We start from the raw sequence: 14,943 nt of genomic DNA on the forward strand, positions 1-14,943 counted from the left end.
TTAAAGGACTCCAGCCTTTTCTAAATCAATTCGCAATTCCTCGACCTCAGTTGCGTTCGCAGCAACTTGTGGCAGGCGAGGGATTCCTACATCAATGCCCTGCAGGCGCAGAGCAGCTTTACTCATGCTGACCCCTCCGAGTCGCGCCTGGGCGCTAAACAGTGGGAACAGCGTGGCGTTGATTTCCCGCGCACGGGCGAGGTCGCCTTCCTCGAAACTCGTGTACATCTCCCGCAGTGCTCGCGGAGCGACGTGTCCAATCACCGAGATAAATCCGGAGGCACCGAGGCTCAGCCACGGCAGGTTGAGTGGATCATCTCCTGAATACCAGGCTAGACCGGTTTGAGCGATCAAATCGGTTGACGCGCAAAGATTTGCCTTTGCATCTTTCATTGCCTTGATGTTCTTGTGATTGGCTAGGCGTCTAATAGTATCAGACGTTAACTCGATTGCAGACCGACCGGGAATATCGTAGAGACACAGGGGGAGGTCAGTGGCATCCGCGACCGCGACGGTGTGCTGGTAAACGCCCTCCTGGCTCGGCTTGGAGTAGTACGGCGTGACCAGCAGCAATGCGTCTGCCCCTGCGTTGGCTGCGTCGCGTGCCAGTCCGATCGAGGCAGCGGTGTTGTTGGTGCCAACACCCGCCACAATTTTTGCCTTATCCCCGATCTCATTCCTAACCGCCTTGATCAGGTCGATCTTTTCCTGTGGCGTGGTCGTTGGAGATTCACCTGTGGTTCCAGAAAGAATCAGGCTGTCGACACCGTTTTCAACCAGGTGTGCTGCTAGTTCGGCCGCTTTTGCGGTATCAAGCTCATCAGCCTCGGTGAAGGGAGTAATCATGGCGACACCAATCGTGCCGAACATGTCTACACCATTCTTGGATGCGTTTCCCGTAGTCATTGCTATCTCCTCGATTAGTTAAGGTGTGAGTGCTAGAAGTCGGTCACGTAGGGGCTGGTGGCCATTTCGGTGCCGTCGGCAAGCTGTGCGATTTCGAAGTCGCCAAACACAGTCGGCGCTTGCTCTCGCAGCACCTTCAGGCATTCGACAGCGACACGTCGGATTTCCACATCGGCATGTTCGGTGGCGCGCATGCCGATGAAGTGGCGCCAACTCCGGAAATTGCCTGTGACAACGATGCGAGACTCGGTGGCGTTCGGCAAAACAGCCCGCGCTGCTTGGCGCGCTTGTTTCTTTCGGAGCAGGGCGTTGGGTTCATCCGCCAGTTTCTCTTCGAGAGCATCGAGCAGTTCGTTAAACGCGAATCGTGCCTCGTCCACAGCACGGTCGAACAGTCGCATGAGATCTTCATCTTCGGCGATGAGCGGAGGGACGATCACGCTGGATTCATCAGGATGCACGAATCTCTGCGAGAGCTGGGAAAAGGAGAAGTGTCGGTGCCGTACCAGTTCATGTGTTGCACTTCGAGAAATTCCACGAAGATACAATGTCGCGCTCGCGTGCTCCAGCAGTGCGGTATGCCCCACTTCCATGATGTGACGCACATACGCAGCATTCGTCGCGGTCCGCGGATTTGGCTTGTCAAAGCTCTCATAGCAAGCACGACCAGCGAACTCGACGAGCGCTTCCCCACCCTCAGCATCGGTGCTCCAGTCAATGTCAGACGGCGCGACAAAATTGGTGCACGCGATGAGGGTGACGTCTAGTGGTACGGCTTTCGCCATTTCTTCCCCAGGTCCTTTCAGTTAAATGTCGAGGTAGTGCTCAAGACCAACAGTGAGTCCTGGACGATCCTGAACCTGGCGGACACCCACCAACACACCTGGCACAAAAGAGGTGCGATCGTAGGAATCCTGGCGAATCGACAGGGACTGTCCCTGCGCACCAAAGATCACTACTTCATGCGCGACAGTGCCCTGCATTCGGACTGCGTGGACTGGGATGCCGTCGACAAGTGCACCACGAGCACCGTCCAGGGTCTGCTCCGTTGCGTCAGGCTGTGGCCCCATGCCCGCTTCTCGACGAGCATCTGCAATGCCCTGCGCAGTGTGAATCGCAGTACCGGAAGGTGCATCCAACTTATTAGGGTGGTGCATTTCGATCACTTCGGCAGAGTCGAAGAATCGCGCAGCTTGCTTAGCGAACTGCATGGTGAGAACTGCGGAGATCGCAAAGTTCGGAGCGATCAACACGCCCACCTTTGGGTTTGCTTCCAGCCAGCCACGGACGGTTTCTAGGCGCTCCTCGGTGAAACCCGTCGTGCCGACCACGCAGGAGATGCCATTCTTAATACAGAACTCAAGGTTGTCCATTACAACGCCAGGCGCGGTGAAATCGACGATAACTTCGGCTCCGCGTTCGACGAGCAGGTTCAAGCTGTCGTCGCGATCAACTTCTGCTACGAGCTCCAGTCCGTCTGTGGCATTCACGCCTTCGACGATCGCTTGTCCGACGCGTCCCTTAGCTCCCAGGACGCCAACTTTGATGTTGTTCATTTACTCAAGCCTTTCAGTTGGCGGTTAAGCCTCAAGTTTAGGCCCGTTTTACTTCCAAACACGGAAACGGCTCGGCCTTTGTGCCATCATACCTAAATATATGAAGCAATACTAAAGCTGGTTAACTGATAATTAATCATGGCTGAGTACCTGAAAACAAAAAGATCCCCTCTCCGAACCAGCCCACCTGGGAAAACAGATGACAACTGGCCCAAAGAGGGGAAACTTTTCTTTAGTCCGCTACTGGAACGAGGGAGATCTTGCCGCGGTTGTCGATGTCCGCGATCTCGACCTGAATCTTGTCGCCAACGTTCACAACGTCCTCGACCTTTTCTACGCGCTTGTCGCCACCCAGCTTGGAGATGTGAACCAAGCCGTCGCGGCCAGGCAGCAGGGAAACGAAGGCGCCGAACGCCGTGGTCTTGACCACGGTGCCGAGGTAACGCTCGCCCACCTGCGGCATTTGTGGGTTAGCAATCGCGTTGATCTTTTCGATCGCAGCGTTCGCAGCCTCACCGGTGCCGGAGACGTAGACAGTGCCATCTTCTTCGATGGAGATTTCAGCGCCGGTTTCTTCGGTGATGGCGTTGATCGTCTTGCCCTTAGGTCCGATGAGCTCGCCGATCTTGGACTGTGGCACGGTCACGGTGGTGATGCGAGGAGCCAGGGAGTTCATCTCGTCTGGAGCGTCAATGACCTCGGCCATGGTGTCCAGGATAGTGATGCGAGCATCACGTGCCTGCGACAGCGCAGCTGCCAGCACCTCAGATGGGATGCCATCGAGCTTCGTATCCAGCTGCAGAGCGGTAACCAGCTCACGGGTACCTGCAACCTTGAAGTCCATGTCGCCGAAGGCATCTTCCGCACCCAGGATGTCGGTGAGCGCGACGTAACGGGTCTCGCCGTCCACGTCGTCGGATACCAGCCCCATGGCGATACCTGCCACGGAGGCCTTCAGTGGAACGCCTGCGTTGAGCAGGGACAGTGTGGAGGCACACACGGACCCCATAGAGGTGGAGCCGTTGGAGCCCAGCGCCTCAGATACCTGGCGAATTGCGTATGGGAACTCTTCGCGGGATGGGATCACTGGTACGAGCGCGCGCTCTGCCAGTGCGCCGTGGCCGATTTCGCGACGCTTTGGAGAACCGACGCGACCGGTCTCGCCGGTGGAGTATGGCGGGAAGTTGTAGTGGTGAATGTAGCGCTTGGACTTCACTGGGGTCAGGGAGTCGATCTGCTGCTCCATCTTGAGCATATCCAGGGTGGTGACGCCCATGATCTGAGTCTCGCCGCGCTCGAACAGCGAGGAACCGTGCGCACGTGGGATGAGGTCCACCTCGACGCCCAGGTCGCGGATGTCGGTGACGCCACGGCCGTCAATGCGGAAGTGATCAGTGAGGATGCGTCGGCGAACGACTGCCTTCATCACAGAGTTGTAAGCCGCGCGGACTTCCTTCTCCTCATCCTCATCAAACTTTGCCACAACCTCGTCCATGTAAGCGTTGGTGGCTTCTTCGCGCTCCTGCTTACCCTTGATGGTCATGAACTTTTCGAGCTTCTTCGCAGCGATCTTCTCCACGGCAGCGTAGATCTCGTCAGAGTATGGCGGGAAGAGTGGGAACTCCTGCGTTTCCTTGGCAGCAGCCTTTGCCAGCTGAGCCTGAGCGCGGCAAAGAACCTCAATGAAAGGCTTGGCGGCCTCGAGGCCCTCAGCCACCACCTCTTCGGTCGGCGCAGGAGCGCCATCCTTGACGCGGTCAATCACGTTCTCTGTTGCGCCTGCTTCGACCATCATGATGGCAACATCATCGACGGTCTTGCGACCGACCTTCTTGGACACGATGCGTCCGGCAACCACGATTTCAAACAGTGCCTGCTCGTGCTGCTCATGGGTTGGGAATGCAATCCAGGTACCTTCAGGGTGCTTCTCGTCGGCGATGAGTGCCATGCGGACGCCGCCGACGGCACCGGAAACAGGAAGACCGGACAGCTGGGTTGCTGCGGAAGCCGCGTTGATGGCGACAACGTCGTACATGTCCTTTGGATCCATGGACAGCACGGTGATGATGATCTGAACTTCGTTGCGCAGGCCCTTCACAAACGTTGGGCGCAGTGGGCGGTCGATCAGGCGGCAAGCCAGGATGGCCTCGGTCGATGGACGTCCCTCACGACGGAAGAAGGAGCCAGGAATACGGCCGGCAGCGTACATGCGCTCTTCCACGTCCACGGTCAGTGGGAAGAAGTCGAAACCCTCACGAGGCTGGTTGGACGCCGTGGTGGTTGCCAGCAGCATGGTTTCTTCATCAAGGTAGGTGGTGACTGCACCATCGGCCTGGCGTGCCAGCTGGCCCGTTTCGAAGCGGATGGTACGAGTGCCGAAGTCCCCGTTGTTGATGGTTGCGGTTACTCCGTAGGTGCCATATTCCTCATCGGAATAGAATGCGACGTCGCTCATGTAGGCGAGCTCTCCTCTTTACGTTCTTTCGTGCGTGGCGGTCATCGGTGCCGCCCAAAGTGTCCAGATGTGTAGACTGCCTGCGATTCTACCAGCTCCGTCAATACGCGCTTATCGACGCCACCGGCCGTTGCACAACTTGTCCCACGCAAACGAAAACCGTCCCCCTGCCAATGGCAGTGAGGACGGTGAACGTAAATCTTTGTAAAAGATTATCGACGCAGACCCAGGCGACCGATCAGGTCACGGTAACGCTCGATGTTGTTGTCAGCCAGGTACTGCAGCAGGCCCTTGCGACGACCAACGAGGAGCAGCAGGCCACGACGAGAGTGGTGGTCGTGCTTGTGGAACTTCAGGTGCTCGGTCAGGATCTGGATGCGCTTGGTCAGCATTGCAACCTGAGCCTCTGGAGAACCGGTGTCGGTCTCGTGCAGGCCGTACTCGGCCAGGATTTCCTTCTTCTGCTCAGTAGTAAGAGCCATGGAGTTATCTCCTTGTAGTTATTTCAGTCCGCATGAAAAGATCATCTACTTGAGAGATGCGGGCCAACTGCTGCGAACCGCAGTAAAGCCACCGAGAAACCCTAGCACGCCTACGGGGCTATACCCAAAATCATTCTGATTCGCGACACATCTCGATGCATGGCGTCCAGAAGTTCCTCCACGGACGAGAACTTTTCCATGCCCCGGACATGATCCACGAATTCTACTTCACAGTCATGTCCATACAGGTCAGCGTGCCGATCCAACACAAAGGTCTCAACTGAGCGTCGCGCATCCCCAAATGTTGGGTTGGTGCCGACGGAGATCGCTGCTGGATAGCGCTCCCCAACCGCCATGTCTCCGGTGATTGGAGCGGTCGATCGGACGATGAACCAACCTGCGTAGACTCCGTCAGCTGGAAGTGCTCGTTCGTCTGGGAAGTACATATTTGCCGTCGGAAAGCCCAGTTCTTTTCCGCCACGTCCGGCACCTCGTACCACTGTTGCGGACACGGAGAATGGACGTCCGAGAATTCGGGCAGCTGTGGCGACGTTGCCGTCGGCGAGGAAACGACGGACGGTAGTGGAAGAAAACCGCACGCCATCCTCTTCCAGCAATGGCATCACAATCACGTCAATGCCTCGCTCGGCACCGAGTTCACGAAGGGTCTCCACGTTGCCAGCCGCCATGCGACCAAAGGTGAAGTTCTCCCCTACGATGACCACCCGTGCATCCAGTACGTCAACGAGCACGGTGGTAAAAAATTCCTCCGGGCTGAGCTGGGCAAGATCGCGGGTAAACGGCAGCGCCAGCATCGCGTCGATGCCGAGCTGTTCAGCACGAGCTGCCCGATCGTCCATGTTGCCGAGTAGGGCTGGCATCTTGTCTGGCCTGATGACGGCTGCTGGGTGAGGATCGAACGTAAGGAGCACGCTACGAATGCCGCGGCTGCGCGCCTCACTGATCGCTCCGCCAATGAGCGTTTGGTGTCCGCGGTGTACCCCATCGAACACACCGATTGTCACGACGGATGCTGCCGGTTCGACTTCTGCAAGTCCATGCCAAATATCCACGGCTAAAGATTACGTCATAGACTTGGGCCCATGTCTGATGTGCTTGCCAATTCCGGAATTGTCGTGGTCGATAAGCCTGGAGGTATGACCTCCCATGATGTCGTTGCTCGACTCCGCAGGATTTTTGGCACCCGCAAGGTCGGGCATGCCGGAACGCTTGATCCTATGGCAACTGGAGTCTTAGTGGCCGGTGTGGAACGCGGAACCAAGTTTCTGGCGCATCTAGTTGCTGAGACCAAAACGTATGAGGCTACTATTCGCCTCGGAATGGCCACGACCACGGATGACGCTGAAGGCGAAGAAATCTCTCGCCACCCGGCCCAAGATGTGCCCGAGGCAGACATTCTCGCTGAGATCGCACAACTCACTGGCGACATCATGCAGCGCCCTAGCTCCGTGAGTGCGATCAAGATTGACGGCAAGCGCGCCCATGAACGTGTCCGCGCAGGGGAAGACGTTGTTTTGCCGGAACGTCCAGTGACGATTTTTAACTTCGACGTACTTGAGATCCGACGAGACAGTGAAATTACTGACCTTGACGTGCGTGTTCATTGTTCTTCGGGCACGTACATCCGTTCTCTAGCGCGCGACCTGGGCGCGGCCTTGGGCGTCGGTGGGCACTTGACTGCGCTGCGCCGATCAGCCGTCGGCCCCTTCACTCTCGAGCACGCCCGTACCCTGGAACAGCTCGAAGCCGACAACGCCTTCTCCTTGACGCTCGATCAGGCCCTGGCACTCTCCTACCCTGTTGTGAGCATCTCGGAACAAGAAGCAGCGGACCTCGCCATGGGCAAGTGGCTTGAGCCTCGAGGACTCAAGGGCGTGCACGCCGCTGTCGCCCCGGACGGTCGTGCGATCGCGCTGGTGAAGGAAAAAGGCAAGCGCTTGTCGACGGTCTTCGTCGCCCGCCCTTCAACGCTCTAGGTAACTGCGGTGGTTGCGACGACATAGCCGTCACGCACCACCCAACGCCCCGAAATGAACGGCACGGGAGTTGGCCGGACGAGCAAGTAGGAAATAAACGTTCCGTCGTCTCGCAGGTCGATTTCCGCCTGCTCGAATCCCAGCCAACGGTGGGTCAATGGGAACCATGCCTTGTAGGTGGCTTCCTTCGCGCAAAACAGTAGGCGATCGGCGCACTCTATTCCCTGCGCCCTTAGTCGCTCTAGCTGCGCATGTTCGCCATCTCGGGCAATGGACCCAAGCACGCCGGACGGCAACGGCTCGGCAGGTTCGGCATCAAGCCCCATGGACCTGACCAACAGGCGTGGCGCAACGACGGCTGCACGGAACCCATCGGTGTGCGTCAACGAACCACTCACAGAAGCTGGCCACAGCGGCATTCCGCGCTCACCGCGCAAAATTGGCGCACCACTGTCGCGCCCCAATACCTTCAACGCTTCGTGTGCGCACCACCGGGCATCCCCAAATTCGGCCTTGCGAACATCCAGTGAGTGCGCCACCAATGCCCGCTCAAGCGGGTGCAAGTTGTGGAAGTGGTCTAATGCGGTGTGCTCGGGGCCAGTTCGGAAACTCTTGAATTTGGCGGAAGGAGGAAACAGCGTCGCATCAAGCATGATGCACCTCCAGAACTGGGTATGGCCACAGCCTGTCGGCAGGATATTCCTGCCATTCCCGCGGATAGCCGAGGGAGACCTCCACGTGGTCGATGCCCGACACCGTGGTTGTTCCCGGCATATGCAGATGGCCGTAGATTACCTTCTCTGCGCCGTACCGCTGCGCCCACGTCCTGGTGTGTCGAGTTCCGCACCACAGCCCGATCTCGGGCCAGGCCATCTTCTTGATTGGTTCATAGACCAAGGGCCAGTGGTTGATGAGGATTGTCGGTCCGCTGACGCGCCCTAAGCGCTTAATGGAGTAGGCCAAGCGGTCCCAACACCAGGCTCGAACGTCAACGAAGGGGGCAATGGCAAATTCATCGGTCATCACAACTTGGACGTCGTGAGCTGCTTGTACCGCCTGCTCCACCGTGTGTCCCGGTTTGCGGAAGGAGTAGTCGTACAGGGTGAACAGTGGGACGATAGTTCGGCCTCCGAACACCGGGAAGGGGTCTTCTGGGGTGAGGACGTCGATGAGCCTGCAACCTTCCACAAGCTCCTCATATTTGTCGCGTCCCTTTGCGCGATCGCCACTGCGGGAAAACAATTCGTGATTTCCGGGTACCCAGATCACACAGGCAAAGCGCTGCCGTAGTTTGGTCAGGTGCTCCAGCACCAGCTCCGTCCGCTCAGCAACGTCTCCGGCAACGATCAGCCAATCTGACGGATGGCGGGGCTGGATTGAGTCAATGACAGCAACATTCGCCTTCACCGCTGCGTGCAGGTCGGAGACAGCCCACAGTGTTTGCACATGCGCCACTTTGGTCTCCTTATCTCCCAACCTTTACTAAATTATGCCCCATTTTACGTTGACGCAGACTCAGCCCACTTCATACTTTGGAAACGTAGCACCACTGCCACCGCGCGCAGCGCAATGAAACTTGCTAAACCGACCCAAACGCCGCCAATCCCCCAATCGAAAGCTAACGATAGCCACACCACTGGGATAAAACCGATCAGTGCGGAAGCAATGGTGGCATTTCGCAGGAAGGCCACGTCAGAAGCCCCAAGTAGCACGCCATCGAAAGCAAACACGATTCCGCCGACCAGGACCATGGCACACATGAGCCACCACGGCATTTGCATGGTGGAAAGCACCTGCTCGTCTGAGGTAAAAAGCCGTGGGATGACAGCGTAGCCAGCCAGCAAAATCACTGACAGTCCGGCTGCCATCACCGTCGAATAGCGCACGACCTTGACCGCAACCGCGCGGGCCGTGGCTATCGAGGCACCACCCAAAGCCGCGCCAACGAGCGCCTGAGCAGCAATCGCGAGTGAGTCCAACACCAGGGTGAGAAACGACCACAGCTGAAGCAATACTTGGTGCGCTGCCAACGAGGCTGCACCGAACCTTCCGGCTACGGCAGCTGCCGACACAAATGAGATTTGCATGAGCAAGGAGCGCAGAATCAAGTCTTTGCCCATACCCAGCTGCTGCCGGATGATGCCGAAGTCCGGCGCCCACGATCCCTTGTGTGCCTTGAGCAACGCGAGAAAGAACCCAAGGAAGGTGATGGATTCACCGATGAGGTTTGCCCAGGCGGAGCCAACGATGCCGTATTTTGACACCAGGAACGGCACAAGCAGGGCACTTGGCACGATGCCACACAGCGTAAAAATCAGTGGTAATCGGGTGTTTTGGATTCCTCGCAACCAGCCATTTCCCGCCATCGTCGCGAGGATGAGCGGGATTCCCAAAGATGCCACTCGAAGCCACAGCGCAGCTTCGGCAGCCACCGAGTGATCGCCTGCCAACCAATAAGTCAAAGTTGGAGCGCCACACCACACCACGACACTCAGCAACGCCCCAACGACAAAAGCCACCCACGTGGCCTGGACTCCCTCACGAATCGCAGCCGCACGATCACCCGCGCCGAACAACCGAGCCGAGCGTGCGGTGGTTCCGTAGGACAGGAACGTCAGTTGCGTCGTGACTTGCGCCTGAATCGTTGTTGCAGCGCCCAATGCAGCCAAGTCAGTAGCACCGAGTCGCCCGACCACAGCCGTATCGAGCAACAGGTACAACGGCGTCGCTGCGAGAACCCCGAGAGCCGGAAGTGCAAGACCGAAGATTGTGCGCGCGTCTACGCGCGTCGCCTTATCGACGTCCATCGCGAGCAGCCACCAGCAGCTCCTGGTGAACAGCTGCAACTGTGCCTTCAGTGGTGTAGCCAGCGGCCCGCAGGTGGCCTCCGCCACCGAGCGCACCGGCGATCTGAGAAACATCGATGTCCTTTGTGGTCCGCAGCGACACTGCAAACCACCCCGGCTGGTATTCCTTGAATACGGCGCCGAGATCGGCGTCTTCAACCGCTCGGACGTAATCCACCAATCCCTCGACCTCACTCATCGGGTGCCCATGGATGAGTTCGTTCGGCGCAGTCAGAATAGCGACTTTCAGCTCGCCAGCAGAAAGAAGCTTGATGCCCGACAGGACTTTGCCAACCATGGCTAGGCCGCTGAGGCTGATGTCGTCGATAAGCTGCCCCGCTATGGCGCGGGTGTCGAGGCCTTGCTCGACGAGCTCGGCGGCGAGGGTGTGCATGTGTGGACGCCCCCACCGGAAGTTACCGGTATCGGTGACCAGGCCTGCATAGATGCTGTGGGCAATCCCTGGGGTGAGTTTGACTTCGAGATCGCGAAGCCACTCCCGCAGGATCGTGGAGGTGGATTCGGCGTGGTGGTCAAGTAGATTGACATCGCCAAAACCCGGGTTTGAGCTGTGGTGATCAACCATGATGAGGGGACGATTCCCGAGCTGATCGCTCAGGGAACCCGCACGGTCGCTCGAACCGCAGTCCACCACTACATGCAGGTCAACTTCGGGAAGTGAATCTCCGCACTGGACCTGCTCCGCCATCGGAATGGTGAGGAGATTGTGCGCGAACGACTCAGATTGCCCAATCCACCCAGCGACGTCCTTCCCCATTGCCTGGAATGCCTGCAGCAGTGTTGTCACGCTGCCGATTGCGTCTGCGTCGGGGCGGATATGTCCGATGACGGCGATGGAACGTGCCTGTCGGACTAAGTCACTGGCGGTGGAAAAGGGCAACATGGTTTATTCGTCCTTATATGGGTTTTCTTCGCCTGCTGGTCGGGCGCCTTCGGCGAGCTTGCGAAGCTCCTCATCACGTTGACGGGCCTTTGCAAGCAAAGCCTCCATGTGTGCGGAAGCCTCCGGAACCGTGTCGAGCTTGAAGCTCAACGTCGGGGTGAAGCGAACACCCAGCTGGTCTCCCATAATCTTACGCAGCTGACCACGCGCGCGATGAAGCGCCTCTGCAGCAGCGTCGGTATCTGGCTCGGCGTCGATGGTCTCGCCACGCACCGTGTAGTAAATGGTTGCGTCGTGAAGATCACCGCTGACCTGGCAGTCAGTGATGGTGACGAATTCGAGACGGCGGTCCTTGATCTGCATCTCTACTGCCGAAGCAACGATCTGCAGGATGCGCTTGGCAAGGCGTGCCGAGCGAGCATTGTCTGCCACTGTTTCTCCTAAAATTGGGGTCAAATTTGGCCCACGTTCCGGTCACTTTGAGTTCCATTGTGTCCGAAACGTGGGCCAAATTCAGCACTTACTTATCGCGAGGAATCTCTACCATCTCGTAGACCTCGATGGTGTCGCCAACCTGGATGTCAGGGTAGGACAGCACCATACCGCACTCGTAACCTGCGGTGACCTCGACAACGTCGTCCTTTTCACGACGCAGGGAGTCGATGTTGGTCTTCTCCACGATGACGTTGCCGTCGCGGATGAGGCGGGCCTGGGCGTTACGACGAACCTTGCCGGACTCAACCATGCAGCCTGCGATGAGGCCGACGGCAGAAGCCTTGAAGATCGCACGGATTTCAGCCTTGCCCACTTCACGCTCTTCGTAGATTGGCTTGAGCATGCCACGCAGAGCCTGCTCGATCTCCTCGATCACACGGTAGATGATCGAGTAGTAGCGAATCTCGACGCCCTCGGCGTTGGCCTCTTCGGTGGCCTTCCCTTCAGCGCGAACGTTGAAGCCAATGATCACTGCGTCGGAAGCAGCTGCGAGGGAAACGTTGGTCTGGGTAACAGCACCGACACCGCGGTCGATGATGTTGAGCTGAACTTCGTCGTCGACCTCGATCTTGAGCAGGGCCTCTTCCAGAGCTTCCACAGAACCTGCGTTGTCGCCCTTGAGGATGAGGTTGAGGGTCGAGGTTTCCTTGAGCACTGCATCCAGGTCTTCCAGAGACACGCGCTTGCGGGCCTTGGCAGCCAGAGCGTTGCGCTTGCGAGCGCTGCGCTGGTTTGCAATTTGACGTGCAACACGGTCGTCTTCGACAACGAGGATGTTGTCGCCGGCGCCAGGAACAGAATTCAGACCCTGGACCTGGACTGGGCGGGATGGGCCCGCCTCTTCCACGTCCTCGCCGTATTCGTCCACCATGCGGCGGACACGACCAAAGGCATCGCCGACGACGATGGAGTCACCGATGCGGAGCGTACCGCGCTGGACCAGGATGGTGGCCACTGGGCCACGACCACGGTCGAGGTGCGCTTCGATGGCCACGCCCTGTGCGTCCATGTCCGGGTTCGCACGCAGGTCGAGAGCTGCATCTGCGGTAAGCAGCACAGCTTCGAGAAGTGCATCGATGTTGGTGCCCTGCTTAGCGGAGATGTCCACGAACATAGTCTCGCCGCCGTACTCTTCAGGAACGAGGCCGTACTCGGTGAGCTGGCCACGGATCTTGTCTGGAGATGCGTCTGGCTTATCGATCTTGTTCACTGCAACAACGATTGGCACGTCTGCAGCCTGAGCGTGGTTAATTGCTTCCACAGTCTGTGGCATGACGCCGTCGTCAGCTGCGACAACGAGGATCGCGATGTCGGTGGACTTTGCACCACGGGCACGCATAGCGGTGAAGGCCTCGTGACCTGGGGTATCCAGGAAGGTGATGGTGCGATCCTGATCCTCGAGGTGAACCTCGACCTGGTACGCGCCGATACCCTGGGTGATGCCGCCGGCTTCACCCTTGCCCACGTTTGCCTTACGGATCGTGTCCAGCAGACGGGTCTTACCGTGGTCAACGTGGCCCATGACGGTAACCACTGGAGGACGGGAAGCGAGGTCTTCCTCGGTACCTTCATCCTCACCGAACTGCAGGTCGAAGCTCTCCAGGAGCTCTCGGTCCTCGTCCTCTGGGGAGACAACCTGAACCTTGTAGTTCATCTCTTCGCCGAGAAGCATCAAGGTCTCTTCAGACACAGATGCCGTCGCGGTGACCATTTCACCCAGGTTGAACAGTGCCTGGACGAGTGCCGATGCCTCTGCGCCAATCTTCTCAGCGAAGTCGGACAGGGATGCGCCGCGGGCCAGACGCAGGGTTGCGCCCTGGCCGTCAGGAAGGCGTACGCCACCAATGACGTTAGGTGCCTTCATTGCCTCGTATTCGCTGCGCTTCTGACGCTTCGACTTACGCCCCTTGCGAGGTGCGCCACCTGGGCGACCGAATGCGCCAGCGGTACCGCCACGACGGCCGCCGCGACCGCCTCCTGCGCCTCCTGGACCGCCTGGGCCACCACCGCGGTTGAAGCCACCGCCGCCTTGTGCGCCAGCTCCACCACGGCCACGTCCACCGCCGGTAGCGCGGGATGGCATCTGACCTGGGGTTGGTGCGCTGTTAGGCATCATCGCTGGCGATGGACGACGTCCGCCACCCTGACGCTCTGGAGATGGGGTACCACCCTGAGAGCGGTTTCCGCCTGGGCGAGGACCGCCCTGCCCCGGACGACCGCCACCTGGGCGCGGTCCACCCTGGCCTGGGCGGCCACCACCTGGGCGTGGAGCAGGACGCTCCGAGCCGCCACCGGTGGAGAATGGGTTGTTCGCGACTCGTGGTGCACGAGCGCCTGGCTTTGGACCTGGCTTCGCCATCGGACGTGGCATCGCAGACTGCTCCGCGTTCTGCTTTGGCGCAGGCTTCGGTGCAGCAGGCTTTGGAGCACCTGGCTTCGGTGCGCCCGGCTTCGCTGCCGCAGCAGCAGGAGTTGGGGCTTGGAACTGAGGCTTCGAGTCAGCTGCTGGCTGCTTTGCGACGGCCGCAGGAGTCGGCTTAGGTGCTGCTGCCTTTGGCGCTGGCTTTGGCGCCGCAGGCTTAGGAGCGCCCGGCTTAGGTGCAGCTGGTTTTGCAGCTTCCTTGGCTGGGGCAGCTTCCTTTGCTGGCGAGCCGGACTTCTTTTCGTAGTACTGGGTCATCTTCTTGACCACGGGTGGCTCAATGGTGGAAGACGCGGTCTTAACAAACTCGCCCTGGTCCTTCAGGGTTGCGAGCAGTTCCTTGCTGGTAATACCGAGTTGCTTTGCAAGCTCATGTACACGTAGCTTTCCGGGCACTTTTCTCCTCTAGGTTTTCTAGAAGCGTCCCCGGGCCACGTGGGCGCAAGGAGCTTCTAGGTGTCTATCTTGACGTTCATCGCTGATGCTTCATCGGGTGCTCATCAGTGTTGTAGTCCTTCTTGGTTAGATGTCGGGTCCGACAGAAACTGTCGCACAAGACGTGTGTCTAGCTGGCCAGACACCTTAAACGCTCGCCCGAAGGCGCGACGCTTTTCAGCAGTGTCCAACGCATGAAGCGTTGGTGTAATCCATGCGCCCCGGCCGGGAAGCTTTCTCCCCGGGTCGGGAACCACCACGTGTGGATCATCGTGACTCAGAACGAGCCTGAGAAGTTGTGAGTCGGGAAGCACTTCCCTGGTGGCAATGCAGGTACGCAGTCGGGGGGACTGTGTCATGCATCGCCTCTCAAAAACTTCACGTGTGGCTAGAAAATGGCAATACGAGATCGCCGACCCTCGCACGGGCCGAAAACAACTCTACG

The 14,943-nt window shown here is 58.6% G+C and carries 14 protein-coding genes; 1 reads left to right on the forward strand and 13 read right to left on the reverse strand.

Annotation, left to right across the window (positions count from 1 at the left end):
• The 6 genes from dapA to WG939_RS01640 all read right to left on the reverse strand — a co-directional run bounded on the left by dapA (position 1) and on the right by WG939_RS01640 (position 6,472).
• Positions 1 to 906, reverse strand: a complete 906-nt coding sequence (gene dapA / locus WG939_RS01615; RefSeq protein WP_339981799.1) for a 4-hydroxy-tetrahydrodipicolinate synthase — start codon at positions 904 to 906, stop codon at positions 1 to 3.
• A gap of 32 nt (positions 907 to 938) precedes the next feature.
• A complete protein-coding gene (gene thyX / locus WG939_RS01620) occupies positions 939 to 1,691 on the reverse strand; it encodes an FAD-dependent thymidylate synthase (protein WP_339981800.1) in 753 nt (250 codons plus the stop codon).
• 21 nt (positions 1,692 to 1,712) lie between these two features.
• On the reverse strand, positions 1,713 to 2,462 hold the full coding sequence (dapB, locus tag WG939_RS01625; RefSeq protein WP_339981802.1) for a 4-hydroxy-tetrahydrodipicolinate reductase: 750 nt from the start codon (positions 2,460 to 2,462) through the stop codon (positions 1,713 to 1,715).
• Between the two features lie 232 nt (positions 2,463 to 2,694).
• On the reverse strand, positions 2,695 to 4,917 hold the full coding sequence (locus WG939_RS01630) for a polyribonucleotide nucleotidyltransferase (protein ID WP_339981804.1): 2,223 nt from the start codon (positions 4,915 to 4,917) through the stop codon (positions 2,695 to 2,697).
• A 212-nt stretch (positions 4,918 to 5,129) separates the two neighbouring features.
• Positions 5,130 to 5,399: a 30S ribosomal protein S15 gene (gene rpsO, locus WG939_RS01635; RefSeq protein WP_339981805.1), complete on the reverse strand. Its 270-nt coding sequence runs from the start codon at positions 5,397 to 5,399 to the stop codon at positions 5,130 to 5,132.
• 110 nt (positions 5,400 to 5,509) lie between these two features.
• Entirely contained in the window at positions 5,510 to 6,472 is a 963-nt protein-coding gene (locus WG939_RS01640) for a bifunctional riboflavin kinase/FAD synthetase (protein ID WP_339981806.1), read from the reverse strand.
• 30 nt (positions 6,473 to 6,502) lie between these two features.
• Between WG939_RS01640 and truB the strand changes: the two genes are divergently transcribed.
• A complete protein-coding gene (gene truB, locus WG939_RS01645) occupies positions 6,503 to 7,396 on the forward strand; it encodes a tRNA pseudouridine(55) synthase TruB (RefSeq protein ID WP_339981807.1) in 894 nt (297 codons plus the stop codon).
• On the opposite strand, the gene WG939_RS01650 is transcribed toward truB, so the two are convergent.
• The 7 genes from WG939_RS01650 to WG939_RS01680 form a co-directional block, all read right to left on the reverse strand.
• The gene (locus tag WG939_RS01650; protein ID WP_339981809.1) at positions 7,393 to 8,049 is read right to left on the reverse strand and encodes a 4'-phosphopantetheinyl transferase family protein; all 657 of its coding nucleotides are present in this window, start codon (positions 8,047 to 8,049) and stop codon (positions 7,393 to 7,395) included. The genes truB and WG939_RS01650 overlap by 4 nt on opposite strands.
• A complete protein-coding gene (locus WG939_RS01655; RefSeq protein WP_339982605.1) occupies positions 8,042 to 8,842 on the reverse strand; it encodes a metallophosphoesterase family protein in 801 nt (266 codons plus the stop codon). Before WG939_RS01655 ends, WG939_RS01650 begins: the two co-directional genes overlap by 8 nt.
• Positions 8,843 to 8,895: 53 nt before the next feature.
• Positions 8,896 to 10,203 (reverse strand): MATE family efflux transporter, encoded by a 1,308-nt coding sequence (locus tag WG939_RS01660; protein WP_339982607.1) that lies wholly within the window; start codon positions 10,201 to 10,203, stop codon positions 8,896 to 8,898.
• Complete coding sequence (locus WG939_RS01665; RefSeq protein WP_339981810.1) at positions 10,190 to 11,146, reverse strand: DHH family phosphoesterase; 957 nt, start codon at positions 11,144 to 11,146, stop codon at positions 10,190 to 10,192. The genes WG939_RS01660 and WG939_RS01665 overlap by 14 nt, the downstream gene beginning before the upstream one ends.
• Positions 11,147 to 11,149: 3 nt before the next feature.
• Positions 11,150 to 11,578, reverse strand: coding sequence for a 30S ribosome-binding factor RbfA (gene rbfA, locus WG939_RS01670; protein ID WP_339981811.1), 429 nt, complete (start codon positions 11,576 to 11,578; stop codon positions 11,150 to 11,152).
• Between the two features lie 88 nt (positions 11,579 to 11,666).
• Positions 11,667 to 14,459, reverse strand: coding sequence for a translation initiation factor IF-2 (gene infB, locus WG939_RS01675; protein ID WP_339981812.1), 2,793 nt, complete (start codon positions 14,457 to 14,459; stop codon positions 11,667 to 11,669).
• Between the two features lie 104 nt (positions 14,460 to 14,563).
• A complete protein-coding gene (locus WG939_RS01680) occupies positions 14,564 to 14,857 on the reverse strand; it encodes a YlxR family protein (protein WP_339981813.1) in 294 nt (97 codons plus the stop codon).
• Between the last annotated feature and the right edge of the window lie 86 nt (positions 14,858 to 14,943).

This window comes from Corynebacterium sp. H130, assembly GCF_037572395.1.
GTDB lineage: Bacteria > Actinomycetota > Actinomycetes > Mycobacteriales > Mycobacteriaceae > Corynebacterium.